The 26,979-nt window shown below is 55.7% G+C and carries 21 protein-coding genes; 13 read left to right on the top strand and 8 right to left on the bottom strand.

The window, feature by feature from the left end; translation table 11 throughout:
• Positions 1–141: 141 nt before the first annotated feature.
• The gene (locus tag DC28_RS03430) at positions 142–1,989 is read left to right on the top strand and encodes a hypothetical protein (protein ID WP_037545963.1); all 1,848 of its coding nucleotides are present in this window, start codon (positions 142–144) and stop codon (positions 1,987–1,989) included.
• Here the strand turns inward: DC28_RS03430 and DC28_RS15165 are convergent.
• Positions 1,986–2,921, bottom strand: coding sequence for a biotin--[acetyl-CoA-carboxylase] ligase (locus DC28_RS15165; RefSeq protein WP_052078404.1), 936 nt, complete (start codon positions 2,919–2,921; stop codon positions 1,986–1,988). The genes DC28_RS03430 and DC28_RS15165 overlap by 4 nt on opposite strands.
• Positions 2,908–4,311, bottom strand: coding sequence for a DUF342 domain-containing protein (locus tag DC28_RS03420; RefSeq protein WP_037545961.1), 1,404 nt, complete (start codon positions 4,309–4,311; stop codon positions 2,908–2,910). Before DC28_RS03420 ends, DC28_RS15165 begins: the two co-directional genes overlap by 14 nt.
• Before the next feature lie 137 nt (positions 4,312–4,448).
• Here DC28_RS03420 and DC28_RS03415 point away from each other — a divergent pair, with 137 nt between their 5' ends.
• The 7 genes from DC28_RS03415 (at position 4,449) to DC28_RS03385 (ending at position 11,427) form a co-directional block, all read left to right on the top strand.
• Positions 4,449–4,919: an arginine repressor gene (locus tag DC28_RS03415; RefSeq protein ID WP_037545959.1), complete on the top strand. Its 471-nt coding sequence runs from the start codon at positions 4,449–4,451 to the stop codon at positions 4,917–4,919.
• 4 nt (positions 4,920–4,923) lie between these two features.
• On the top strand, positions 4,924–5,970 hold the full coding sequence (gene argC / locus DC28_RS03410; RefSeq protein ID WP_037545957.1) for an N-acetyl-gamma-glutamyl-phosphate reductase: 1,047 nt from the start codon (positions 4,924–4,926) through the stop codon (positions 5,968–5,970).
• Positions 5,971–5,972: 2 nt separating this feature from the next.
• Positions 5,973–6,767 (top strand): acetylglutamate kinase, encoded by a 795-nt coding sequence (gene argB / locus DC28_RS03405; RefSeq protein WP_037545956.1) that lies wholly within the window; start codon positions 5,973–5,975, stop codon positions 6,765–6,767.
• A gap of 64 nt (positions 6,768–6,831) precedes the next feature.
• Complete coding sequence (locus DC28_RS03400) at positions 6,832–8,079, top strand: aspartate aminotransferase family protein (protein ID WP_037545955.1); 1,248 nt, start codon at positions 6,832–6,834, stop codon at positions 8,077–8,079.
• Positions 8,076–9,344, top strand: a complete 1,269-nt coding sequence (locus DC28_RS03395; RefSeq protein WP_037545950.1) for an argininosuccinate synthase — start codon at positions 8,076–8,078, stop codon at positions 9,342–9,344. The genes DC28_RS03400 and DC28_RS03395 overlap by 4 nt, the downstream gene beginning before the upstream one ends.
• Positions 9,345–9,615: 271 nt before the next feature.
• Positions 9,616–10,737: a sensor histidine kinase gene (locus DC28_RS03390; RefSeq protein ID WP_037545948.1), complete on the top strand. Its 1,122-nt coding sequence runs from the start codon at positions 9,616–9,618 to the stop codon at positions 10,735–10,737.
• On the top strand, positions 10,738–11,427 hold the full coding sequence (locus DC28_RS03385) for a response regulator transcription factor (RefSeq protein WP_037545944.1): 690 nt from the start codon (positions 10,738–10,740) through the stop codon (positions 11,425–11,427).
• A gap of 13 nt (positions 11,428–11,440) precedes the next feature.
• On the opposite strand, the gene DC28_RS15160 is transcribed toward DC28_RS03385, so the two are convergent.
• Both DC28_RS15160 and DC28_RS03375 read right to left on the bottom strand, forming a co-directional pair.
• Entirely contained in the window at positions 11,441–13,420 is a 1,980-nt protein-coding gene (locus DC28_RS15160) for a sensor histidine kinase (protein WP_052078403.1), read from the bottom strand.
• A complete protein-coding gene (locus DC28_RS03375; protein WP_081941878.1) occupies positions 13,420–14,691 on the bottom strand; it encodes an ABC transporter substrate-binding protein in 1,272 nt (423 codons plus the stop codon). The genes DC28_RS15160 and DC28_RS03375 overlap by 1 nt, the downstream gene beginning before the upstream one ends.
• A gap of 294 nt (positions 14,692–14,985) precedes the next feature.
• Between DC28_RS03375 and DC28_RS03370 the strand changes: the two genes are divergently transcribed.
• The gene (locus tag DC28_RS03370) at positions 14,986–15,534 is read left to right on the top strand and encodes an NUDIX hydrolase (protein WP_037545939.1); all 549 of its coding nucleotides are present in this window, start codon (positions 14,986–14,988) and stop codon (positions 15,532–15,534) included.
• 153 nt (positions 15,535–15,687) lie between these two features.
• On the opposite strand, the gene DC28_RS15155 is transcribed toward DC28_RS03370, so the two are convergent.
• Both DC28_RS15155 and DC28_RS03360 read right to left on the bottom strand, forming a co-directional pair.
• Positions 15,688–16,455 (bottom strand): BUD32 family EKC/KEOPS complex subunit, encoded by a 768-nt coding sequence (locus DC28_RS15155; RefSeq protein ID WP_052078402.1) that lies wholly within the window; start codon positions 16,453–16,455, stop codon positions 15,688–15,690.
• Positions 16,455–18,725, bottom strand: a complete 2,271-nt coding sequence (locus DC28_RS03360) for a methyl-accepting chemotaxis protein (protein WP_037545936.1) — start codon at positions 18,723–18,725, stop codon at positions 16,455–16,457. Before DC28_RS03360 ends, DC28_RS15155 begins: the two co-directional genes overlap by 1 nt.
• Before the next feature lie 98 nt (positions 18,726–18,823).
• Between DC28_RS03360 and DC28_RS03355 the strand changes: the two genes are divergently transcribed.
• The 3 genes from DC28_RS03355 (at position 18,824) to serC (ending at position 22,389) form a co-directional block, all read left to right on the top strand.
• Positions 18,824–20,407 (top strand): glucose-6-phosphate isomerase, encoded by a 1,584-nt coding sequence (locus DC28_RS03355; protein WP_037545933.1) that lies wholly within the window; start codon positions 18,824–18,826, stop codon positions 20,405–20,407.
• A gap of 332 nt (positions 20,408–20,739) precedes the next feature.
• The gene (locus tag DC28_RS03350) at positions 20,740–21,297 is read left to right on the top strand and encodes a Pycsar system effector family protein (protein ID WP_037545931.1); all 558 of its coding nucleotides are present in this window, start codon (positions 20,740–20,742) and stop codon (positions 21,295–21,297) included.
• Positions 21,298–21,306: 9 nt separating this feature from the next.
• Positions 21,307–22,389, top strand: coding sequence for a 3-phosphoserine/phosphohydroxythreonine transaminase (serC, locus tag DC28_RS03345; protein WP_037545926.1), 1,083 nt, complete (start codon positions 21,307–21,309; stop codon positions 22,387–22,389).
• Between the two features lie 711 nt (positions 22,390–23,100).
• Here serC and DC28_RS03340 read toward each other — a convergent pair.
• On the bottom strand, positions 23,101–24,309 hold the full coding sequence (locus DC28_RS03340) for an arginase family protein (protein ID WP_052078401.1): 1,209 nt from the start codon (positions 24,307–24,309) through the stop codon (positions 23,101–23,103).
• 152 nt (positions 24,310–24,461) lie between these two features.
• Positions 24,462–25,799: an ATP-dependent 6-phosphofructokinase gene (locus tag DC28_RS03335; protein WP_037545925.1), complete on the bottom strand. Its 1,338-nt coding sequence runs from the start codon at positions 25,797–25,799 to the stop codon at positions 24,462–24,464.
• An 84-nt stretch (positions 25,800–25,883) separates the two neighbouring features.
• On the opposite strand from DC28_RS03335, the gene galE reads away from it, so the two are divergent.
• Positions 25,884–26,870: a UDP-glucose 4-epimerase GalE gene (gene galE / locus DC28_RS03330; protein WP_037545922.1), complete on the top strand. Its 987-nt coding sequence runs from the start codon at positions 25,884–25,886 to the stop codon at positions 26,868–26,870.
• Positions 26,871–26,979: the final 109 nt, after the last annotated feature.

The raw sequence follows: 26,979 nt of genomic DNA, 5'->3' as shown, positions 1-26,979 counted from the left end.
CCTAAACCCTTCCTTTTCACATAGGTTTTCTCTATGAGATTTGGTGTTGTGTACGATTTTCGCTGATAAATTACTAAAACCCGCAGAAAGTATCAACAAAATTCTTTTTCATTTTCACCCTTGCTTATAGAATAGTGTGAAATGAAACCGAAGAAACCACCCCTCGCGGCATTGTTGGTCACTCCCAGCGCTCTTACCCCTCCGGATGAGCGGAACTCCCTCCTGTACGAGGTTACCAATCTAACCCGGTCTTATCCCGAGTCGCGGCTGAATCTGCGGATTCCCCCTTTTTTATTTCAAGGTGATTCCAACGCCCCGGGCACCTCAACGGTTTCCGGGGACCTCCCGGGCAACCACGGTCTCTCTCCGGAGCTTACCCAGGAAATCCTCGATCTCTGTGATCAGGGAACCCTAGCCCTCATCAACCCCGGCTATAGCTGCGGCGATCAATCCCTCATGAAGGAATCTCTTTTGGAGCGTGAACAGCTCTGGGGATTTGCCAACCCCCGGGGCACCGGACTGGAAGACCTCCTGGCCCACCCCCCGGTTCCCCATTGCACCCTGATGCCACGGATAGATCCCCATCGCCCGGGCCCTCTGAACCATTCCGGCGCCCTGGTTTACCAGAACGGGCAACCCGGCCTCATCCTTACGAGCCCCGATACCCCGGAAATCCGGCAGTGGATGCCCCTGATTTCCGCCCGTAGCATTGCCATCCTCTCGTGGATGGGATCCCTGCGGCTATACCGCACCATCACCAGGACCATGGAACAACGCCCGCCCATTATCAGTATTTCCCTGAGTTCCCGGGAGGATACCCAAACCCTGCAGGCCCTCCTCGAAGCAGACAGGCTCCAACAAGAGAAGGGCCGGGGCATCCAGTGGCAGTTCATCTCCCGGATGGCACGGGAGCTTCCCCCCATCCCGGCAGACCATCTCCCTCACCCCGAGTTTCCCCCGGGCTGGGAATCAACCCCGGGGGATGCCGCCCCCGACCATGCCAGGCTGGCCTCCCAAACCCAGGAACTGTGGCGTTTTTCACCCTATGCAGGTACTAAAGAAATTCCCGAGTCGCCGGGAAGAAGGATGCCCCAGCGGGAATTGGTGGCGAGCATGCTGGGCAGTGCCGAGCTTCAGGGTGATGGATTTGCCGTAGGGTTTTCCCAGGGCCGGCTGGAATCCATAACCTTCGAGAATCACCAGGCATTTTGGACAACCCAGGATGCATGGGGCGCGGAGTTTTCCGGCCGATCAGCCCGGTGGGAGGTAGAAAGCGCCTTTAGTTTTGAAACTGAGGATTACAGCTGCCCCGCCCGGGGTCTGCGCCAGATCACCACCCTGCAGCACTCCGGCTTCACCCATCCCGGCCGAACCATTGCCGACTTCCTCTGTATTGACGGTATGCCCGGTTTACTCATTGAGCTGTGGATCCAGCACCCCTGGGTAGACCGCGGGATAGTCTTCGATTCCTATGTACCCTGGTCTCTGGAGTTCGCAGAGCCGCCGAAGGCCGGGGCGTCTGATCCCTCGGGGGAGCATGATCCGGGGATTAGCATTACCCGGTTCGCCGGCCGGCAAGGCTTCACCACCGCCAGTCATCAGGTGCTCCGGGCGTTCGAATCACCTAAACCCCGATTTCCCCTGGCGAAAACAGATCAGGCCATCCGATTTCTTACCTCGGGCAGCTCCCATAGCTGGCAGATCTCAACCCCCCGGGGCGATCTATCCCTGCTGCACGGCAGCCATGCCAGCCAGGACTCCATACTACCGGGGTCCCTGCTCTGGTACAAAGAAAAGGGAAGCGACAGTCCCAGGGCGGGCATCGCCCCGCTCTCGTGTTACAGTAATCTGCCGGCAAAACACCTCCAAGGAATCCTGGAGCACCTGACGGTGGTGGTTTGCGCTCCCGGAGACAGCCCGGCGATCCTTAAACGTCTAGGAGAACCCCGGTTTTCCGCCCTCCGCGAGTCCTGGGTCATCCGCAGTTAAGAACGCGGCCGGAGGCTACCGGAGCGTACCAGGATCTCCCGGTTCGGCCCGACCTCGAGTCGCGCCGCCCCATCCCCTGAGAGTCCGCGGAAAACCCCGGTATGCACCCCGATGGTAACCCCCTCGTTCTTGTACAGAAGCCGGAATCCCACCCCAGCCAGCCACTTACGATCATGTTGTGCTTCAAAGAGGTAGGTCAGAATCGGTTGGACAACCTGGGCAGTAAGGTACGGCACCGACAGCCGATGTGCCGAGGCGGTATCCGGTCCTCTCCTCGAGGTCTCATCAAGGGTCTCATCCGAGCCCCCCTCGGAGGCCTCACCGGGGATCTCGGTAGAGGTCCGGGTCGCCGGACGGGGGAAGAGACCTCTGGCCTCTTCCAAGGAGATGGCCTCAGGATCGGTTCCCGAACGGCCCGGTCCGGGGCTGGAAAGACGGACAGAGCCGAGCAGGTTTACGCCGATACCAAGATACATCCGGTTCTTTTCGGATTCCACGAGGATCCCACCGACCTTACGGCCCGCCAGGTAGATATCATTCGGCCACTTGATCCGGGCGGGCAGATGCCAGACCTCCTCAATGTACCGGCAAACCCCCAGGCCCGCCCGAAGAGATAGCGGCGCTGGCGTCACATCGGCATCAAGAATCAGGGTCATGGAGAGAGACTGTCCCGGGGGGCTGATCCAGGGCGATTTTCCTGAGGAAGGGCGTCCACGCCCCCGGGTTTGGGCGCCGGCCAGTACCACGGTTCCCGGGGGCGCCCCGGCACCTGCCAGTTCCCGAGCCAGATCCATGGTCGATCCAACCGTCGGCACGTACCAGAGATACCCCGCTCCGAAGGGATTAGCCAAGGAGACCATCTCCAGTTGGGGGAAGCCCCGGGTGAAGGGGGTATCTTCGGTATGCTCTTCGGGAAGGTTAGAGCCTGCCAAGGGTAATTACCCCCTGACTCTGGTCAAGATGAATCTGGCAGCGGCTTTGGGGTGTTTCCACGCTGTAGTCCTGGCCGGCAATGGATACCACCACGCCGGGATGGAGGGTGCCGTGAACCTTGAGAACCGCCTCGGTATTCGGTTGGATCTGTTCAAGCAGCTCGGCAATCTTCTGATTCAAGGCAAGCTCCTGCTCGGTTATAGATTGGTAATAGGCCTGGAGCTTCCGGGACCGCAGGGACTTTAGCCGGCGGCTGACCGTCTGGCGCTCCATTGCTAATTTTTGTATTTGGCCTTGGTGGTGCTCCAGGGTCCGTTTCATAACGAAATTAACACCCAATTCAATTCGGGTATGCACTCCCATGGAGTTCCCGACCTCATGGACCTCCATAGACCCTCCGGCGATCAGCTCGCCCCCTACGATTTTGGCATGCTCGGGGCCAATTACCGATCCCGCAACGGAGATCCGGGAGGTAAGCGCCCCCCCCTGGAGGAAGAGAGATCCCAGGATATCCACGGTACAATGCTCGATAAACTTCACCGTTCCATCTCCCCGGACACGTAACCGTCCCCCCCTCCCAATGAGCCCCTCCCGGGCTTCCAGGTTTTTCCCAACAAAGATATCGTAAACCTGAAGGGTCTTTTCTGCGATCAAATCACCCCCGACCCAGAGGCTGAAGCGATCCTTAATGCCCCCCCGGAGCACGAGATCTCCGGGGAATCGGATATTTCCGGTTTTGTATCCGATATCATCGCTGAGTTCCAGGGTGGTGTCGACCCCGAAGTTCTGTCTATCCCAGACAAAGCGGCCATCAGCCTCGGAGTATACCTTGTTGTCTTCTATACGGGTATTCTCCCCCGGCTCAAGGACTGTGAGCTGCTTTGTTTCGTAGGCCACCATTTCGCCCCGGACGGTAGTGCCCATCCTTCCCGAACGCTGGGGCCGCATAATTGCCAACAGCTGGCCGGCGTGCACCAGGGGAATGGTATTGCGTTCTTTATAATCGATCCTACCGTGATCATCCACCTGACCGGGGGGCGGCTGGAATTCCGGCTCCTCGGCATCCGGGGCATTGTGGGGGAGAATCTGGCGGAATACCGGATCCAGATGCCTGAATTGCGGAGCGTAGAGGTAGCCCGGGGGCACCTCCTGACGGGGCGGAGTTCCCCGGGCTATGACGACATCCTTAACGGTTTCGCCCTGGGCACTACGGTACAGAGCGTCCCGGAGGGCTGTCCAATCAACACCGTGTTGAACGCCCTCAATAGAGAGCACCTCCTGTACCTGCTCCATTTCTAATCCGGTACCGTCGGGGGCCCGTCGCAGGGTTATGGAGGCTGTCATTTCATCCTCTGAAAGTGAGACCTGTATATAGCCTGGGTTGAACATCTACCTCCGTCCTTCTGTTCAATATATCGGCCGTTTTCCCGGAAATAATCACCCCAAAGCCTTGCAAATCACCCCAAAAAGTTGTATATTTTTGCATAATTACAGTATATTTATTATACAAACATACGAGGTTCGCCGTGAAAGAACGTACCCTTCGCCTGAAGGCCATAAAACGGATAATCCGAGGTACCCGAATAAACAGCCAGGAAAATCTGCTGCACCACCTGCAGCGGGAGGGGTTTTCGGTAACCCAGGCCACCCTGTCCAGAGACCTAAAGCTCCTGAAGGTCGGAAAGATCAGCGAAGGATTGGACGGGTATTACTATACCCTGCCCAGCGAAGAAGAACGGCGGGAATCAGAGAGGAGCTATCTTCAGGATGTCCACCGGGGGTACGTGGGAATAGATTTTTCTGCAAACATCGGAGTCATCCGAACCTTAGCCGGTCACGCGAACAGCGTAGCTATTGCCCTGGATAATCTGGGGCTGGAGGAGATTCTCGGAACCATCGCCGGGGACGATACGGTTCTTATCATTCTCCGGGAAGGGTTTACGAAGGTAGATTTTTTACAGGAATTGCGGCGAAAAATCCCCGACTTGGAGGAATAAACTAATGAAAGCAGTCATTTTAGGCACTACAGGATACACCGGGCAGGTGTTGCTCAGATTATTGAGCAACCACCCGAAGATTACCCGGATTTATCCGGTCTCATCCAGCATTGCAGGCACCCCTCTCTTGGAGTTTGATCCGGGGCTGGGTAATGCTATCTTAGAAAAAACGAAGGATTGTGGTAACGCCTTCTGTACCCTGGACCAGGCAGTCGAAGCCCAGGGTGATGTTGTATTTGCAGCCCTACCCCACCTGAAATCCGCCCAGGTCTGCGCTCCCTTTTTTGGGCAGTCGGTGGTTATCGACCTCTCTGCCGATTTCCGTATTAAGGACCATAGCACCTTTATCAAGGCCTACGGGCAGGAGCCCCCCCGGCCCGACCTTCTGGCCGAGGCTGTATACGGATTGGCGGAGTGGAATCGCGACCAGATTACCAAGGCGTCCCTCATTGCGAACCCGGGCTGCTACCCCACTGCATCTCTCACCCCGCTGCTCCCCCTCATTAGTCAGGGGTACGTGGCCGGAGATGTAATCATTAACGCTATGAGCGGCATTTCCGGTGCAGGCCGGAAGGCCAAGGAGAACCTGTTATTCTGTGAACGGACGGAAACCGTAAACGCCTACAGTCCCGGAACAAGCCACCGTCACTGCCAGGAAATACAGCAGGAGGTGAGTCTGAGAACCGGGAAGGCGCAACAAGACAGCACCGTCTACTTCACCCCCCACCTGGTTCCCATAAAACAGGGCATGGCAGTAACCACCACATGCCAGCTTAACCCGGGGGTTTCCGATGCCGAGATTGCCCAGGCCTACAAAGCCGCCTACCAGGACAGCCCCTGGATCCGAATAGTCCCAGCCATACCCGATACCAGCCAGGTTCGGGGTACAAACCGCTGCGATGTCCACTGGCATCGGGACGGGGACAGAATCTTCCTCATGTCCGTCATCGACAACCTTTACAAGGGCGCCAGCGGTCAAGCGGTTCAGAACATGAACATCCGGTTTGGATTCGATGAACGCACTGGGCTGCCCGAACACGGGGAGGTGTAGGGATGGGTCAGAATACCAGCAAACCGATCATCGTAGTAAAAATCGGCGGCCGGCCGGCCGCCAGTATGGAACGCCTGGACAGTCTTATGAAGGATATGGCTGAGCTGGGTGCCCAGTACCATTTTGCCCTGGTTCACGGAGGAGGCGCGGAGGTAAGCGAGCTGACCCGCCATTTCGGCTTGGAGCCCCAGTTTATCGACGGCATCCGGATGACCACCCAGGAAGAGATGCGGCTGGTCGACATGGTCCTGGGAGGCAGCATGAATACCCGGCTGCTGCGCCGGGCCTGCTTAGCCGGCCTGGAGGCTGTGGGGCTCTCGGGGGTCGACGGAGGTCTATTCCAGTGCCAATCCATCGGCGAATCCCCGGACGGCCGGATCAACCGGACCGGCCGGGTGGTATCGGTGAATCCCCGGGTGGTGGCCCACCAATTCGCCGGGGGATTCACCCCCATTCTCAGTTCCATCTCGGTGGACGACCAAGGAGAGGGACTGAACATCAATGCCGATGATGCTGCTCTGGCCTTGGCTGAGGCCCTTCAGGCCCGATCCCTCATCTTTATCTCCGATATCCCCGGAGTTCTGAAGGCCGATGAGGTCATCCATAGCCTGACACCCCGGGGAATTGAAGAAGAGATCAAGTCCGGGGTTATCCAGGGGGGTATGATCCCCAAGGTACGAGCCTCCGCCGGAGCCCTGAGCCAAGGAGTTGAGGCTGTCACCATCGGTGACTACCACAACCAAGGAGATCTGGACCTGCTCATCCGGGGAAGCAAGGGAACCAAGATTACCAGGTAACAGCCCTAACCCCGGAATAGAGACCGGAAAAAAATCTCAATCGTCAACGAAAGGATACACCCATATGAACACAGAATATTCCAACGCATTTGTTAAAAACCCGCCGTTTCCGAACAACTATTCCCGGGAGTTCCTCTGCTTTGATCGCGGAGAGGGGAGCTTCCTGGTTGATATCCAAGGAAAACGCTACCTCGACTTTGCCGGCGGTATTGCGGTTAACAGCCTCGGATACGGAAACGAGGGAATAATCCAGGCCGCCACTGAACAGGTAGCGAAACTGACCCATGTTTCAAACCTCTACACCACCCGGCCCACCGTAGAATTTGCCCAGGCCGTAACCGCCTCAAGCCCCTTGGCCAAGGACCAGCCCTGGCAGGCCGACAAGCATCCGGGCTACTTCGAAGCAGTCCACTTCGGAAACAGCGGTACCGAGGCAAACGAGGCTGCCTTGAAATACGCCAAGATGTACGCAGGCCGGAAGCAGACCCCCAACGGCCCGAAAATACTGGCCTGTACCAACGGCTTTCACGGCCGGACCTTGGGGGCCCTCTCGGTAACCTATGCGCCGAAATACAGAAAACCCTATGAACCCCTTATCGGCGGGGTAGAGTTCATCGATTTCAACGATGTCCAGGCATTGGAATCCACCCTGAATACTGATTTTACCGCCGTAATCGTGGAACCGGTTCAGGGTGAAGGGGGATTAGAATGCATGACCCAGGAATTTGCCCGAAGTTTGAACAACCTCTGTCGGAAATTCGACGTGATTCTCATTGCTGACGAGGTTCAAACGGGCATTGGAAGGACCGGAACCCTCTTCGCAAGCCAATGGGTCGGCCTGGAACCCGATATTATCACCCTCTCAAAGCCCATTGCCGGGGGCCTGCCCCTCTCTGCCACCCTCCTGCCGAAAAAGATTAACGAACTCGTTCAGGTGGGGGATCATGGAACCACCTTTGGGGGTGGTCCGGTTACCACCCGGGTAGCTCTGGAGGTATGGCGCCAGATTACTGCCCCGGGGTTTTTATCCGGGGTCGGCCAGCGGACAGCCTTTTTGCAGAGCCAGTTAGAAGCCCTGGTACAGGCTTTTCCCAGCCGCCTCGGAAGCCTCAAGGGTGCGGGAATGCTCCGGGGCATCCAGGTCAAGGATCCCGATATGCTGCCGGGAATCATATCCGGTGCACGGGATGCGGGTCTCCTCATTTTACGCAGCGGAACCGATATTATCCGCCTGGCACCGCCCCTGACCATCACAACTGAAGACATTACCAACGGTATAGAAATACTGCGGAAGGTTCTGGAGGAAGTATGAGTAACCCAATAAAGAAAATCGCCCTGGCCTATTCGGGCGGCTTGGACACATCCATCATTATTCCTTGGCTCAAGGAACATTATGGAAACCCCGAAATCGTCGGGGTCTGTGTGAATGTCGGACAGCAGGAAGACTGGGATGCCATGGAAGAAAAGGCCCATGCATCCGGGGCGTCCAAACTGTATATCATTGATGCCCGGGAGGAATTCGCCCGGGACTACCTGTGGCCCATGCTGCGTGCCGGGGCAATCTACGAGGGGAAATACCTCCTTGGGACAAGTATTGCCCGGCCCCTCCAGGCAAAAAAGCAGGTAGAAGTCGCCCTGAAGGAGGGCGCTGATGCGGTTGCTCACGGTTGTACCGGTAAGGGCAACGACCAGGTGCGCTTTGAGCTGACCTACAAGGCCCTAGCGCCCCAGCTTCAGATCATAGCTCCCTGGAGACTCTGGGATATCCGAAGCCGTGAACAGGCTATTGATTATGCCCAGAAGCATAACATTCCCATCGGCAACATCAGCAAGAAGAATATCTACAGCCGGGATTGGAATATCTGGCACATGAGCCACGAGGGCGGAATTCTGGAGAATACCTGGAACCGGCCGGAGAACGATATGTTCCAGTTAACCAAGAGTCCCAAGGATGCCCCCGACCAGGAAACGGAGCTCACCATCGAATTCGAAAAGGGCTTCCCGGTAGGAATAAACGGCCAGAAGAAGGCTCCCCTGGTGCTCCTGGAAGAATTAAACCGTATTGCGGGGGAAAACGGCGTCGGCCGTACCGACTTAGTGGAAACCCGCCTGGTGGGAATGAAGAGCCGGGGGGTATACGAGACCCCGGCCGGAACCGTTCTCTACAAGGCCCTTCGTGAACTTGAAATGATCACCATGGACTTCGATACCCTGGGGCTTAAAAACTCCATGGCCCTGCGATACGCCGACATTGTATATGCCGGAAAGTGGTTTACCCATTTCCGGGAAAGCATGGACGCCTACATGGAACAGGCAACCCGGTACTGTACCGGCAGCGTGCGGTTGGTTCTCTACAAGGGCGGGGTTACCGTAGTGGGCCGTAAAAGCCCATACAGCCTGTACCTGGAGGATCTTGCAAGCTTCGGCGAGAGCGCCTACGACCACCGGGATGCCACAGGGTTCATTAACCTCTACGGCCTGTCGACCGGCGTGCAGGCGATTGTGCACGAAAAACGCAATCAGCTTGCCGGCCCCGCCCTCGAAATGGCAGAAATGGCTAGTTTCTCGGAAAAATAATCACCCTCGGTCCCGGTTGAGGACCCCAGTCATACGACCCAAGCCCCGCCGGAGGTCCACTACCCCTTCGGCGGGGCTTATAATTTTTTGTAGTGCGCAAAAGGTTGTAACTTTTGGCCTCCGCGACACCATCCCTGGGTTAGCCTTCGGAGCGCGCCGCTATATCTGGTGTAGTTTACAACCTTTTGTGCACTATGATAATTTTTAGTTGTAGGACCCCTCTCATGTCCCTTACACTGAGAACACCATTACTGCACAAGAGGAATTGGAGATGAAAGCCCGGGGGCCTATTACCATTCAGAACTTGTTTCTTTTTTTGGGAATCGGATACCTAGTCCTGTTTCCAATTATCCTCCAAACCCTGATCACATCCCGGGATGCTCTGCTCTCATCAAGCATCTCCCTTATCCGGATTCAGACCGACCTGCGGCAGACAGCGAATAGCCCCCTTCCTGACCGTATCCAGGTAGTCAGGAACCTGGCTGAGTTCCTTGAGAGGAACCAAACTCTCCACAATACTGCTAAAATTGATGGTGATTTCAATGCCCTTCTCATCAGAATGACGCGCATCCTGGCAAACCGAGCAACTGCGACCGAAGAAATCGAGATTCTGGCCCAGCTGGCTGACGCCATGTCCCTTCGGTTAGAGGATGAGAGCGATCTCCAGGGACGAAGTGTGGATGTTATTCTGGTAATCATGATTATTATTCTGGGGATCTCCCTGGTCATATCCCTATCCCTTCTCGACCAACTGCAATCTGAAAAACGAAAACGCCTCTGGGATTCGGAAACCACCAAACAGCTGCTGCACTATGAAGAAGATCTCCGCTTCCGGTTAAGCCGGGATTTGCATGATGACGTCGCCCAGACCCTCGCTATGGCGAAACTTAAATCCAACAGCGATGCCAAGCCCCATATCCACACCGCCATAGAAAAGATTCGGGCCCTCTCCCGGGATCTCAGTCTTCCCAGGGTAACCGGTCAGGGCTTCACCCAGCAGATTGAGCACCTCGTAGAAACCTATCGGGATGCAGGTGATTTTGAACTACTTCTTGGACTCACAGGCTCTCCCATGGCATACCAAGATCCCCATATAAACTCCCAACTCATTCGGATTATTCAGGAATGCCTGCAAAACGCCCAGAAACATAGCCGGGCCCGGCAGGTCAGCATATCCCTGCGGAGCACCCGTCAGGAAATCATATTCCAGTACTCCGATGACGGAGTGGGGTTGGGCGATCATTCAGAGAACACGTCGAATCCGGCCGCTCAGGGCTCAGGAATGAAGAACATCCGCGACCGGATCCAGATTATCCGCGGAACCATGTCTTTTGGCACAAATTCCCAGGGGGGCGTACGCATCCAGGCTATTATTCCCATAAAGGAGTTGTAAATGAAGGAACAGGCACCCTCCGTATTATTGGTGGATGACCACCCCTTATTTCGAGAAGGCCTTGCCGGGCTCATCCGGAAAACCGAACCGGGAGCCCGAATTCATCAGGCAGCAGAACTATCCCAAGCGGAGAAACTCCTGAAAGAAACCACTATTGATCTGGCATTCATCGATATAAGCCTGAAAACAGAAAACGGTCTTGAATTGGTAAGCCTCATCCACCAGGATTTTCCAGACACCCTCCCTATTGTGCTCAGCATGCACGAAGAAAAACAATTCGTCCGCCAAGCATACCAACGCGGGGCCAAGGGGTACATCCTTAAGGACGCCCCCATGGAGCTCTTGGAAGAAATATTTCAAAGCCTGCCGAGTATTGACCGCTTTGTTACCCATCCCGCCCTAATGCCCCGAGAAGTAGCAGAAGTGGATCCGAGCGATCCACTCATGTCCGCCTTCGCCACCCTTACCTCCCGGGAGCAGGACGTATTTGCCCTGCTTACCCGGGGTATGAACTATAAAGAGATCGCCTATCAGCTGGGTATCAGTGCGAAAACTGCGTCCGTCCATCGCTTCCACATCCAACAGAAACTTGGAATCTACGACCAGCGTGGAATAATCCGGGCTGCCCTATCCCTGGGTGTTATTACCCCCGAAGAGATCATCCGGGACGTTGAACACCCTCCCACCTAGCCGGTAATGCCGTCTATTCGCGGCCGGTGGTAACATCCCGTTCTATGGATACCAGAAAGACCACCCCGGGGCCTTCGGGTACCTGGCCCGCTTCTTCCTCGGGGGTCGTCAAGCCGGGATTATTCGGTCCTAGGTAGCGTACTTGCCCCCGAAGTCGGTTTGTAACCAGGTTATAGACAATGTTCAGTCCCAGACCCGTACCGCCACCTCCGCGTTTGGTGGTATAGAAGGGGTCAAAAATCCGGCCGGGATCCGCAGCCCCCAAGCCAAGTCCGTTATCCCGGTACTCAATATTGATCCTGCCATTCTCACTAGTGCACATGATCCAGATCCGGGGCACGGATATACGATCGCCGAAGGCATGAACAAGACTGTTCATTACCAGGTTGGTCACCACCTGGGAGAGCGCTCCTGGAAAACTTCGCATCTTCACATCCTGGGGACACTGAAGCTCACAGACCGCACCTTGTTTTTTCAGCTCCGGACTCAGGCTGAAGACAATCCGGTCCAGGTATTCCCGAAGGTTGAATTCCCGCCATTCATCCAGGTTTTGATCCACCGCCAGAAGCTTGAGACTGGTGACAATCTCTACAGCCCGGTTAATATTGGATTCCAAAATCGCCGCCGTCTCCCCGCCTACAGCAAGGAACTCCTCCATCTGGCTCCGCCGAATACTGCCCTGGTCAAAGTCCTGACGCAGGGTGTGTAGTTCCTGAATCAGGGAGCTGAGGGCGGTCACACTTACCCCCAGGGGGGTATTCATCTCGTGGGCAACCCCGGCCACGAGCTGTCCCAGGGCAGCCATTTTTTCAGACACGATGAGCTGGTTCTGGGCATGGCGAAGATCTTCCAGGGATTGATTCAATTCCCGGGTACGCAGGGCGACCCGATCTTCCAAGGTGGCATTGAAATCCCGTAAATCCCGCTCCCGCTCCCTGATAGCATCCACCATAATTCGAAAGTTATCACTCACCACCGAAACCTCCCGCAACCGGGAAGACGGCACCGCAACCCCATAATCACCCTGGCGGATCCGCTGGCTCAGATAGGCGAGATTGCTGATAGGCTTCAAGGAAGAACTGACCAGAATAAGGTTTGACGCCAGGGTAATGAGCAGGAAAAGGGCGGCGAACAGCAGGGTTGTCTGTTGAAAATCCGCTGCCGATCCCCGGGCCACATCCAGGGGCTGGTTATAGCCCGCTATCCAGCCAATATCCGGTAACCGCTCCAGCAAAACAGTGTACCCCTCGTCCTGGTGACGTGCAATCCGCAATTCCGAATCCTGGAGCAGCTCCCGCACCCCGGGATTTCCCCGGAAATCCTCCCTCTGCAAAACCGGTGTCAGCTGAGGATGGGCTATGAAGGTGCCCCGTTCATCCAGGATAAAGGCGAATTCCCGGGATGTATCGGACTGGGAGTACAGAAAATTGTTGAGAATCGAGAGATCCAAGGTGAAGGAATACAGTCCACTGGGAGCCCCGATGGTCGCAGCCACTGCCGGCGTGCCCTCATCGGGAGACAGAAAGGTATTCGACCACTGCACCCCGCCCCTGGTCCAATTACTCTGATCAGCCATGGCATGGCGGATGTACGGTTGGTAGGATAGGTCTAGGCCAATGAGATCCTGCTGGGACGGAACGGTTTGTTGTACTCGGCCGTCCCACGAAAGATGGTAAATACGGTTGATCTGGGGATTCTGGCTCAGGATGGTCTCCATAATCCGCAGCCGATCCGCTGGGCTGTCTTCCCCAAGATTACGCAGCAGGGTCAGCATAGAAACCTGCTGCCCTTGGAATGATTCTACATCCTGAACCAAGCTGGTGATGATAGCCTGATTCTTCTCCAGAATCAGGCTGCTGAGGGATGTGGTAAAATCCCGGGCCAGAATGGTCCCGGTAATCAGGATCGGAAGCAGGGACAGGCACACAAAACTGAGAATAAGCATGGTGGAGATTCGGATTTTGAAACCCGGTTTTCGTGATTGGCCCTTCATCAGTCAATCCTCCGGTATGCCCGGTTCTCAATCCGGAGAACCACCTGAGGCCGCCGGGCATCGCCGAATTCATCCACCTCCACAGGCCCGGTAACCCCGGGGAACCTGCGCACCCCGGACAAGGCCTGCCGTAGGGCGGGGCCTTCAATGTGCCCGCGAAGTTCCCGAGAATCCATGGTGGACAGGCCCGCCTGGAGATACAGCATGGTCTCATAGCTATGCATGGAAGAAAAATTAGGGTCTTCCCCGAATCGGCTTTGAAAGCGCTGAATAAAATCCAGAAATTCCGGGGTTTCCAGGGACGGATCGTACATCTCAGAGAAAATCATACCCTCCACCGCCGGCCCTCCGGTATAAATAAGATCCATGCTTTTCGCCCACCGAGACCCCACCAAGGTTCCCGTAAAACCCTGCTGACGGATTATCTGGGCGAAAAAGCCCGCATCTATTGCCCCGGTAGCAATAACCAGGGCATCGTAGTCCCCTAAATCTCCCAGCTCTGCAAGCACCCCAGGGTAATCAACATCATCGGCGCCATCCCCCGAACCTTCCAAGGCATTATAGAAGGTTTGTTCAAAGATGACCGAGTCCCCCGTGTCGGTGTCTGCAAGTTCCCGGAGAAAGTACTCTAAATCCTCTGACCATGCCAGGGTGTATACCGCATTGGAAATATCCACCACCATAGCAATCCGCCGACGTGGAATCAGATCATTGGCCTCCAGATACCGGGCCAGGGAGCGCGCCTCATCTTGGGTGCTGTTCACAACCCGGAAAAAGTAATCATCCCGGGCACTAAACTGCTTAGAGGTAGCTGAGGGAGAGATCATAACCGTCCGGTTTTCCTGGGCGACCTCCAACCCTGCGGCAGTTAACCCGCTGGTCTGCAACCCGATAACAACATCCACGCCCCCCTGAATGAGCCGGCTGACTGCAGAACGTGCACCCTCGGGAGTCCCTCCGTCATCGAGTATCCGAAGGTTCACAGGCCGCCGCAATCCCGGGGCCAGTTGCATCCCGCCCTGGGAATTCATCTCCTCCACTGCCAGGGTAATTCCCCGGCGCTCATCAATCCCCATACGGCTATCCCTGCCCGAGAGGGTGGAGACAAAACCGACCCTCAGGTCCTCTGGCCGGGGAGTACAGCCGTTCAGCGCTAATACGCTAGCACCAATAAAAACTGCAGCCCTTAAAAACCTGTCGACCTTCAACCTGATGTATCGTTTTTTATTTTGCTGCAGAAGTTTATCACGAGCGGAATTTCCCTGAGCCATACCTAGGAGTATATACGATAAAGGGCCGAAACCGCTATGGTAGTTTTAGGAACCCGTCAAGGCGTCCTTGCCCAGACTCCGGCGCTGGCACCAGGACTAAGCTCCCGAGGTGGATGTGGTCTGGTTCACATTCACCTGGCCTTGGTATGGGCCGGGGCTGAGTTCCCGGGACAGACGCGGTGGGGCACACCTGGTGCCGGGGCCTCTGGAGCATCGACCGGTACCCCCGGTACAACCCCAAGGCCCTGGCCAAGCACTCGACCTTTTTCCCAGAATCCCCCATGATGAAAGGCAATGAACACCCCGGATTTCACCACACACCAGAATTTCCGCTGCTGCCCAAACTGCGGCGCACCGGAGCTATCCTACCAAGCACCCAACCGCTACAACTGCCCCAGCTGCACCTTTGTTTTTTACCAGAACAACGCCGCAGCCTGCGGGGCCATACTCACCCACCACGGAAACATCCTCCTGTTGGTACGGGGAAAGCAGCCAGCCTTGGGAAAACTCGACCTGCCCGGAGGATTCATCGATCCGGGAGAAAGCGCCGAGGAAGCCCTGCAACGGGAAATCATGGAAGAAATCGGATTAGAAGCCAGGAACCTTCGGTACTTCTCCTCCGCCCCGAACCTCTACGAGTACCGGGGCGTCCGCTACCCCACCTGTGATCTCATTTTTACCGGAGAACTACCCCATCCTCCCAGGGCAATCCAGGAAAGCGAGATATCCGGCTGGATTCTTGAAGAACCCGGCCGACTGGATCTGGACCGGATTGCCTTCCCCAGCATCCGCGGGGCATTAGAAGGCTTTCTTCGAGGGCGAACCAAGGGAGCCCTCCGTTAGTGCGCAAAAGGTTGTAACTTTCGACCCTGACGACCCTACCCCTAGTGTGTCCTTTGAATTGAGCCGCTATATCCGGTGGTTTTTACATTCTTTTGCGCACTATCAAACCGATACTAACCGGACCCAGGTTGGCACTGCCGACGGGATTCGGTCTCAGTAACCCCGGCGCAACAGGGCATCCCGCCGCGCCCGCAGCTCAGGGCCGTCGTAGGGCTTATAGGTTCCCGGCTTATTAATGGCATTCCCGTCCCCGGTTCGTAAAAATTCACCGAAGCCCCGAGCATTCAGCCAGTAGAATATTCCCCATTCATGAAAACTCCACTCCTCCTGGTAGTCATGGATCTCATAATCCACATACACCAGGTCACTGCCGGACACCAGGAAATTTGAAGGAAAATAATCAATATTCTTTCCCCCACGACGCAGCCGCCCAGCCAAGGCAATAATCTTCAGCCAAAGATCCTCGTCCACCCGGTCCTGGGCTACAAGATCTCCAACAGAATCCCCCGCCACATACTCCTTCACAAGCAAGTAGGCATCTTCGTCGTAGCCATACAGCAGGGGGATTCTAACGCCCAGCTCCCGGAGCACCCGGTAGTGCTCCAGCTCCGTAGCCAGGGCCCGATCAAAATCTATATAGTTCCCCGGATCATCCTTGAAGACCTTCACGGACACCGAATCCGGCATCCCTGCTTCAGGAAAGAGATCATCCATTACCCGACCAATATTAGCGGCAACATCCGGGACATCCTGATCAGCTCCCTGGGCGCTATTGCTCGTGCCCGTCGTGTCTGTCTTACCCGTCGTGTCTGTCTTGCCGGTCTTACCCGTCGTACCCGTCCGATCAAACCGGTAGGTAACCGCGCTTTTTCCCTCACCCAGGCGCTGAGCAAACCGGAAAGGATTGGAAGGGCCAGCCATCAGGACCTCTTTTTTTCAGCCCGGTCAAGGATAAACAGATCGACCTTCTTCTCCAGCTGAGCCATGGTACGCATGTTTTCCTTACTCAACCCCTGAATCGTCTGCTGGCCCTGGGCCACCTGACCAACCCTGGTACCCGCATATTCCAGCTGACCCACATTCTTAGAAAGGAAACCCTGGACATCCTGCACCGCACTCACGATCTTTTCCGAACGACCGGCTACGTCCCGGCTCTTATCCTTGATGGACTGGCCCTGATTTTGCAGCAGGTTCATGCTCGATACAATCTCATGGGTACCGGCCGCGAGCTCATCGGTGCTGGAGGTAATTTCCGAAAAGGCTTGAACGAACACCTGGACCTGCTGGCTCACCTCACCAAAACTCTTCGTCGTTGAATCTCCGGCTTCCTGCATGGCCAGAATCTGATCCAGGGTCTTGCGCAGGAAATCCGAGATAATCCGGGCATTCTCCGAAGAACTGGCCGCCAGTTTACGGATTTCCTGGGCCACTACGGCAAATCCCCGTCCTGCGTCCCCGGCATGGGCTGCCTCGATGGCTGCATTCATGGCCAGGAGATTAGTCCGCTCGGCTATATCGTTAATCACGGTAATAACATTGCTAATCTGCCCGATTCCCTGGCTGATGTTCTGCACCACCCCGTTCATTTCGGTAACGGTCCGTTCTCCCTGGACGGTAGCCTCCGAGAGGGATCGGCTGGCACTGCCCTTTTCCTTGGCAATCCGGTTGACATTCGAGATGGAAGCTGACATCTCCTCCACGGCTGCAGAGGTTTGATTGATGGCTGTGGTCTGTTCGGTAATAGAGTGATCCTGGGCATCCGCAGCCTGGGCAATGGCCCGGGCTGACGCCTGAACCGTGCTCACCTCGCCGGTTAACCGTTCCATATCCCGCTGAAGGGTAGCAAAAAATTCCTGAAGCTCCTCCATGGTAGCGCTGGAGGTATCCACCACATCATCCACCTTGCTGCCCAAGGTTCTGCCCTGTTTAGAGGATTCCCGAACCTCTCCCATAACACTCCGTAAATTTGGAATGAGCCCCTCGTTCAGGGATTGGATTAGCTGTTTCATCTCGGTAATCCGGGATGTATCGGGTATATCGTGGGAAAAATCCCCCTGAGCCAAGCCCTGGAGGGAAAGAACGATATGTTGAATCGGCTTAGCAAGAAACCGGGAGATCACGAAGGCCAGCACACCGCCGACGGCAGCGAATCCCAGGAGTACCAACAGGGTTACCCGTTGGATCTGATCCATCTGTTGGGCAAACTCAGCCTGCTCCGCCACCGCGGCAATGACCCACTGCCGAATAGGATCATAGACAGCCCGCCCCACATACCGCCGGGGCACACCCTCGGAATCATTCTTTCGAAAATCCAGGGGTATCAGGGTCCCGGCATTCTCTGTGGTGGCCGTGTCTACCAGATTTTGATATACCAGGTTTCCGTCCAGATCATTTTCCCCCAGCACCAGCTGACCGTCCTCCCGGCCGTTTTGGGAGGCCACCATCCGGCCATCCCGGTTCAGGACAAAGATGTATCCGTTCTCGCCGATACGGATGCCCTGAAGCTTAGGAACCAACCGGTCTGTTACCGCTGATAGGGGTACACCGACAAAGAGCGCACCAATCACCTGCCCCCCCGGGCCGGTCAGGGGATCGTAAACCGTTAGGTATTCGGTATCCAGCACCTTGCCGATACCATAATACGCTTGGCCGGCGGCCACGCGCTGGTACACCTCCTGGTTGGAATCAATATAGGTATTCAGGGCCAACTCGCCGTTACCCCGGGTTACCGTCGTTGAGGTTCGAACCAGCCCCTGATCAACCAGGGTAAAAACAGTCATATCCGAACCGGAGAGCACCTTGAAGCGGTCGGGAATAACCGTGTCCCGGTACACATCCTGACCGTTCCGGGTAAGAGCAGGAATCTGCAGGGTGGTAATATTATTGCCTGACTGATTAGTAATTGCCGCCGTTCTACGGCTGCCCTGGTCAAGATTGAATACAGCATCCCGGGTATAGAGCTCTTTCGCAAGCCTCAGGTCGGCATTCACCCTTCCCTGGCCAATCTCGAAGGAGGTTTCAACCATCCCCTTGGCGAGCCGGGCAATCTGCTCTAGTTCGCTATCCAGAATACGGGTAATACCCTCATTCACCGGAATTCTGACCACCAACCCAAAAAACAGCACCGGAATGATTACCGATGCCAGAAAGGCAGCCATTAAAATGGTTCTAAATCGAATATTTTTAGACATGCCTGCCAGTATAGCCCAGGTTTTTTCTCAGGGGAAGCGTAGAAAAAAATACCGATATCCCGTACTCTTATGCCGCACCTACACCAAGGAGGAAAACAATGTCCCTAGAGTATAAGAATTTTGATACCCTTTCATCCTACCGCGATCTCGCTGCTGCGGGCAAACAGCCCCGGAGCCTGGAGACGATGTTGGACGCAAAACGGGTAGAACGCTACGAGGTAAAAACGGATCTTGGCACAGAATACCTGGCATACAATTACGCAGCCAAGAAGGTGGACGAAAACGTCCTGGAACTACTGCAGAGTCTCGCAGATGAAGCCCAACTGGCAGAAAAATACCGGACCCTTACCCAAGGGGAGGTGATGAACACCGGGGAGAACCGGAAGGTTCTGCACCACCTCAGCCGGGGTGAGGTTTCCGGTCCGGTAACTGAAGACGGTAAAGATCTGGGAGCATTCTACCGGAACCAGCAACAGCGGATTGCCACCTTCACCCAGAAGGTGCACGACGGCACCATCACCACCCCGGAGGGTACGCGGTTTGACACCGTTGTCCAGATCGGTATCGGCGGCTCGGACCTCGGCCCCCGAGCTCTCTACCTTGCCCTGGAGGGGTATGCCACCCCTAAAATGAAGGCACGATTCATTTCCAATGTCGATCCCGACGATGCTGCTGTGGTTCTCCAGAATATCAATCCCCAAAGCAGCCTCTTTATCCTTGTTTCTAAAAGCGGAACCACCCAGGAAACCCTGACCAACGAGGCCCTGGTTCTGGGTGTTCTCGAAAAAGCTGGAATCCAACAACCAAGAAAGCAGATGATCTGCGTAACCAGCGAGACAAGCCCACTGGCCAAAAACAGTGAATACCTGGACAGCTTCTTCATTGACGACTACATCGGCGGCCGGTTCTCCAGCACCAGCGCGGTAGGCGGAGCGGTGCTCAGCCTTGCCTATGGACCGGAGGTTTTTCGCGACCTTCTTGACGGAGCACATAGCGCCGATCTCGCAGCCCTGGATCCATCGCTTCAGAATAACCCCGCCATGCTGGACGCCCTCATCGGCGTATTCGAGCGAAACTTCATGAACCTGCCTAGTACCGCCATCCTACCGTACAGCCAAGCATTAAGCCGGTTCCCCGCCCACCTCCAGCAGGCTGATATGGAAAGCAACGGTAAACAGGTTAACCGGTTCGGCAAGCCTGTTAGCTATGTCACAGGACCGGTCATTTTCGGAGAACCGGGAACAAACGGTCAGCATAGCTTTTACCAGCTGCTCCACCAGGGTACAGACATTATACCCCTGCAATTTATCGGTTTTCTGAAAAACCAAACCGGCATGGATACAACCTTCGAAGGTTCCACCAGCCAGCAGAAACTGAATGCCAACCTCGTGGCCCAAATAGCAGCCTTCGCCCTCGGCAAGGACGATGATAACGCCAATAAGCACTTCCCCGGCGAACGGCCCTCCAGTCTGCTGTACGCAGACAAACTAACCCCCCGGGTTCTCGGCGCGCTCCTTGCTCATTTCGAAAATAAGATCATGTTCCAGGGCTTTCTCTGGAACCTCAACAGCTTCGACCAAGAAGGAGTCCAGCTCGGCAAGGTCCTGACCAAAGCCGTGCTCGGCGCCGGAGAAATCCACCCGGCCCTCCAAGCCCTGGCAGAAAAGCTCGGCGCCCGGTAATCCCGGGCACCGCTCCACCGGGGGGACGAAGTCCCCCTCATCCCCCCCAAGGCCATGATCACCCGGCTGACCATCTACCGGGCCTAGCATAAAGTTCTGGAGCCCTACCGCATCAAAGCCTACCGCCGGGATGAACCTCCGGTCCTAGGTGCCGAAGAACGTTATGGTCTGCGGGTGGTATGCAGGAGGGGGTGCTGGGAGCCTGAAAAAGGTACAGGCTTTTGCGCAGTATCTGAAACTTTTTGACCGGGAAGGCAGACGCACCCTTGTAATCCCTCGGTTAACCCGGTAGAGTCAAATCGGTAAACAATTATTGATTAGGTTGCCTGAGTATGAAGACCATTCGAGAAAAGCTTGATGTACTGCTTCGGATCTTAGATACCGAACAACAGATCCTCCAACGTAACGACAGCAAGGCTACCGCCCTGCTCTCCACCCTGGGGGTTTTTATGGTGTTTTTCATCGTTCATTTTGATAAGATCCTGTATAATCCGGCATCGGTAATACTCGTGTTTCTGTACTTCGGAGCTGCTCTGATAAGCATTCTCTGCCTACTTATGGTCATCCGACCCAAAATTGTGAATCAGAGCCTGGAACTTCATACTCTGGAGGAGGAAGCTCCCGGTCCCCGGCACCCCAAAGGGCCCAATCCCACCTTCTTCGGAGGGATCACCCAATTTAGTACAGCCCAGGAATACGCCGGGTATCTTCTGGAGGTTACGGCCGATGACAACGGCACCTACCTACTGTTCGCCCAGCAGGTAACCGCCATTGCCAGAATAAATAAACGCAAAAACAAGTGGCTGACCAGGGGCCTCCTGGCCTTCGTGGTTGCCATTAGCTTTGAACTCACGAGCATATTTGCCGTGTACCTTGAACACGTTCTATAGGAGGAACCTGTGGCTAGAAAATTTAATTTTTACGCCGGCCCGTCCACCCTACCCCTGCCTGTATTGGAAGAACTTCAGGCCGAACTGGTAGACTACAAAGGGATGGGGCTGTCTCTGGTGGAAACCAGTCACCGAAGCAAAGAATACGATGAGGTTCATAACGGAGCCATCAGCAAGGTTAAGAGCCTGCTGGGTCTTCCGGACAACTACAAGGTCATGTTCATTCAGGGCGGAGCGACCATGCAGTTTTCTATGATCCCCATGAATCTGCTGGGACCCGGGAAGACTAGCAACTTCATCAACAGCGGTGCCTGGGCAAAAAAGGCCATAGCAGATGCAAAGATCTACGGAGACGTAGAGGTGCTGTATGACGGCAAGGATACCAACTACACCACCCTGCCCGATCCGAGCAGCGTAAAAACAACCCCGTCAGCTGAATACCTGCACATAACCTCCAACGAGACCATCGGGGGTATCCAGTGGAAAAGCTTCCCGAAAACCGAGGCACCCCTCATTGCGGATATGTCATCCGACATCATGAGCCGCCCCCTTCCGGTGGAAGACTTCGGCATGATCTATGCCGGCGCCCAAAAAAACCTGGGCCCCTCGGGGGTAACCCTGGTTATCATGCGGGATGATTTGATTGCCAAAGCCAACCAAAACCTGGGTGCTTACCTCAAATACGCTACCCACGCGGACAGCGACAGTCTCTATAATACCCCACCGGTGTTCAGTATCTACGCCCTGGGCAAGGTACTAACCTGGATAGAATCCCAGGGCGGCCTGGCCGGGATTGAGAAGAAGAACCGGGAGAAGGCCCAAGTCGTTTACAATGCGATTGAAGCTGCCGGGGGATTTTACAAATCACCCGTAGATTCCGCTGTCCGATCGGACATGAACATCGTCTTTACCCTGGCAGACTCCCAGCTGGATAAGGAATTCCTGGCGGGAACAGCCGAGCTCGGTATGCTAGGTCTCAAGGGTCACCGTTCCGTGGGCGGGTTCAGAGCATCTCTGTACAACGCCATGCCCCTGGAAGGCGCCAAGGCTCTGGCCCAATACATGGCAGACTTCGCTAAAAAACACGGCTAAGGTAAGAAGGCATCGGTACCCGGGGGCGGTTAGTCTTTACCCCGGGGCCGCCTCCAGCCATGAACCGGAAGTCAGATAGAAAAAAAGCGGGTCCGAAACGGCCCGCTTTTTTTGTGTGCCCTGTCGGAAGTTGGAAGGCTTCCAGGGGCATGCAAATCACCCTGCAGTCCGGATTGAAGACCTCAGGCAGGGCGCAAAAACCTTTCATCTTTCCCTTGACTCCCCCAGAGACCGGTATTAGAATTTAGGTAGAATTGATTCCGAGGTTCCTGGAGCCCGTAAGCTCCCATGGAAGCATCCTTGAAACTGCGTAGAATGGGAGGGCGCATATGGCACCACCTAAGAGGAATAGCCGGAGATGATCCGGCGAATGCAGACAAGGTTTTATCACCGCTCCCAGAGAGCGGGATAGTACGTTACAAGTGACACCCGATGATCCGCTGTGCGGGCCGGGTGCCTAAAGCCGGCTTAGAGAGCCGGCTCTTTTTTTTGCATAGTGCGCAAAAGGTTGTAAACTACACCAGATATAGCGGCGCGTTCCGAAGGCTAACTCAGGGATGGTGTCGCGGAGGCCAAAAGTTACAACCTTTTGCGCACTATAATTTTTATCCGTTCATTGTGCATGTGCATGTGCATGTGCATGTACTTGCAAGTGCCATGGTTCGCAAGGCTGGAGGGATAGGGCAGGTGCAGCATCGCCCCCGGGCATGCCTAGGTAGTCCCGGACTCATCCTCCATCCCGAGACTCCAGGACAGAAAATCACTGTACACCTTCCAGGACGATTCCCCGTAGTTTCCAGCCATCAGGTACGCCGCAGGCACCCCCCGCTTCACAAAAAACTCCCGAATCAACCGGTCCCGGTTACACATCTGGTCCCGGCTCAAGGCCAAAAGCTTCGCCGATGGCAACTCATCCTCCTCGAAGGGATCCGCACCCAGGAGGACGTACACCAGGTCCGGATGGGGCACCGGCCGGGCCCTGCCCGCATCATCGGTAACCGTCCCGCCCCGGCTGTTCCACAGCAGATCCAGCCCCTGGGCCAGACGGATGCAGTAGTCGCAATCCTCGTTTTGAGTGATTCCAATGTCCACGGTACTGGGTAGAAACGATAGGGGGCTCCGATCAGGCCGGGTCGCAGCCTCCTGGGCTGTGATATCCAGGGGCCAGCCATGAGCCATATGGACGCTCAAGGTGGCCAGGGTGGGATCGTCCTGGGTCAGGGCCGCGGTTCCATCCCCCTTGTGGGCATCCACATCGATGATCCAGGCATTCCGAATAATACCCTGGTCCTGAAAGGACCGGATGGCCGTCAGGACATCGTTGTACAAACAAAATCCCTCACCAAAACTATACATGGCATGGTGAAACCCGCCCCCGCAGTAGAACGCCTCGTTCGGCGGGGTCTGCCCACCCCTAATCTCGGCCGAAGTCTCCGTCGGAAGGGGTTCACCTTCCGCCGTCTCTGGGCCGAAATGATCCTGGTTGCTCTTTCGGTCTTCCTTCTGGTCAGGATGGATTCCCAAGGCCCATTGACCCGCCGCCTTGGTACCCCCTCCCCTGCTCAGGAGGATGGAAAAAAGCTCGGTTAACGGCCTGGATTCCGGACCGGGGTGGTACCGGTGGTAGCTGCCGTCGGGGCGGACCAGTTCGAAGGCCCGCATAATCTCTCCCTCCAGGGACTCACCGCCCCGGAACAGGGACTGCACGTATACCGGATCATGCACCCGCAGGATATCATCCATGGAGGGCGGTTCTGCGGTATTCCCCGACAACCACTCAGGCGGCATGGCACCACCCTTGGCTTCCCAGCGCTGCTTCAACAGCTCCAGGGTCCGCAGGGCGTTATCCCGTCCGGCAGGAATATCTATCCCAAACTCCCGCAGATCCAAACGATCCGCGGCATTAAAAAATACCTTCATACCTCACTCCGGTGTTCGCCGGCGACCCCAAGTCTTATGTAGTGCGCAAAAGGTTGTAACTATTCACCCTGGCGACACCATACCTGGGTTGGTTCCCTGGCTGTGCCACTATATCTGGCGTAGTTTACAATCTTTTGCGCACTACCAAAGCCTTACTCGTTGGTCATCTTCACCGGCATTCCCGTGGCATCAATCACATCCCGCCACAGGCTGCTCTCGGGATCAACGGTGTTCCTGGTCCGCACCGCCACCTCAATCGGCAGGTGGACGAAGTTATTATTCACCAGACTCACCAGAACCTCTGTCTTCCCTGTCATACCCGCATGAACCGCATTCGACCCCAGGCGTGAACAGTACATTGAATCCGTAGGGATGGCTTCGGAACTCCGGATTATATAGGAGGGGTCAATGTATTTAAGGTTCATGGGCATATTAATACTTCTAAAATATTCGCTTATTCGTTCTTTCAGGTAGATTCCGATGTCTCCCAGACGTTTATTCCCCGAGGCATCGGTCCCGTGGCCCTGGGACGCCTGATCCATGAGCTTCTGCCCAGCCCCCTCGGAAACCAGAACCACCGCATGGTTTCGTTTCTCCAGTCTGCGGCGCAGGTGCTCAAAAAAGCCGTTCGGCCCCTCCAACTCGAAGGGCACCTCGGGAATCAATACAAAATTCACATCATGACTGGCGATTGCTGTATGGGCTGCAATAAAACCGCTCTCCCGGCCCATGACCTTAACCAAACCCACCCCGTTGATGGCCGAATGAGCTTCCTGGTGAGCTGCATATACCGCCTCGGTCGCCCGTACTACTGCGGTTTCAAACCCGAAGCTCTTCTCAATGAAACTGAGGTCGTTATCAATGGTTTTGGGAATACCGATGACGGAAATCTTCAACCCCCGCTGGGCAATCTCCCGGGCTATCTTCAACGCCCCCTTCTGGGTTCCGTCTCCACCGATGATGTACACCTGGTTCAGATTCAACCGCTCAATGGCATCAACAATATCGCTGGTCCGTTCTCCGCCGCCCCGGCTAGAGCCCAGCACCGAACCGCCGATCCGGTGGATGTCATCCACCACATCCGGATCAAGCTCCATGATAGAATTCTTTATTTCTCCCAAAAATCCGTTGTACCCGAAGCGGATCCCGTAGATAGTACGCACCCCGTAGCGGTGCCAGAGTGTACGGACAATCGACCGGATCACATCATTGAGTCCGGGACACAACCCGCCGCAGGTCAGGACCGCCGCCCTCACATGATCAGGATTAAAGTAGATCTTTTCCCGGGGGCCCGCCTTTTCAAGGGTTCCGTACTCCTGAAGCTTGGTATCTTTGTCCCCGGCACCGAGTGTGATATGATACAGGACATGATCATCGTCGGCCACGTAGTTCGCAATGGTGTCACCGTACACATGGGACAACAATACCGGACTCTTAAGCTTGGCCGCGCCGAGGTTAGAAACGGTAAAATCAAATTTTTGCAAAGACATCTATAGGTTCTCCCGGTAAAATAGCTCACTCATTGTAGTTAATACATCCAGGGAACACAAGACAACAGCCTAAGGAGTAACACCATGAAGGTACTTATCATCGGAGGAGCAGGGTACATCGGAAGCCACGTCCGGCTGGCCATGACCGAGGCAGGGCATCAGGTTCACATTTTTGACAACCTCTCCTCGGGTCTACGGGAAAACCTTACCCCGGACACAGGATTTACCCACGGAGACATCCTCCATTACCAGAACCTGGTTCAAACCATGAGGGAGCAGGGACCCTTTGATGCAGTCATCCATCTTGCAGCCCTAAAGGCAGCCGGCGAGAGCATGATTAAGCCTGAGAAATACTCGGTAGCAAACATCACCGGCACCCTGAACATCCTGAACGCCATGTGCGAAACCGGCATCTCCCGGATAGTCTTCAGCTCCAGCGCAGCCACCTTCGGCGAACCCCAGTACCTTCCCCTGGATGAAGACCATCCCGCCAACCCGGAAAATTACTACGGCTTCACGAAACTGGAAATCGAGCGCTTTCTGGCCTGGTACGATAAACTCAAGGGAATCAAGTTCGCAGCCCTGCGCTACTTTAACGCCGCGGGATACGACAGCCAGGGCCGTATCAGCGGACTAGAACGAAACCCTGCAAACCTGCTGCCTGTCATTATGGAGGTTGCCGCCGGCCTACGAAAGGAACTGCAGATCTTCGGTAACGATTACGACACCCCCGACGGAACCGGCGTCCGGGACTATGTCCACGTCACCGACCTGGCATCCGGGCACGTTAAGGCCCTGGAATACATCACCAACCACCAGGAAAGCCTGCTGGTTAACCTGGGAAGCGAAACCGGCATTTCAGTTACCGAAATGCTGGAAACCGCCCGCCGCATTACCCAGCGGCAGATTCCCGCCAAGACCGTCCCCCGGCGACCCGGCGACCCAGCCAAGCTCTACGCCACCAGCGCCCGGGCGAAATCCCTCCTGGGATGGGAGGCCAAGCACAGCTCCGTAGAAGAATTGGTAGCCACAACCTGGCAGGCGTACATCAAGGCCCTGTCCCTCGATTAGCAGAGGTTACACCTTCGGCATGAGCCTCTGCCCAGGGGCCTGGCTATCCGGCCGGGACTGGCTATCCGGCCGGGACTGACAATCCGGCCGGGACTGACAATCCGGCCGG

Origin of the sequence: Spirochaeta lutea (genome assembly GCF_000758165.1) — a bacterium.
Taxonomy (GTDB): Bacteria; Spirochaetota; Spirochaetia; order DSM-27196; family Salinispiraceae; genus Spirochaeta_D; species Spirochaeta_D lutea.
Note: the sequence above shows the minus strand (reverse complement) of the source record. Positions and strands in the feature narration are given on the sequence as shown.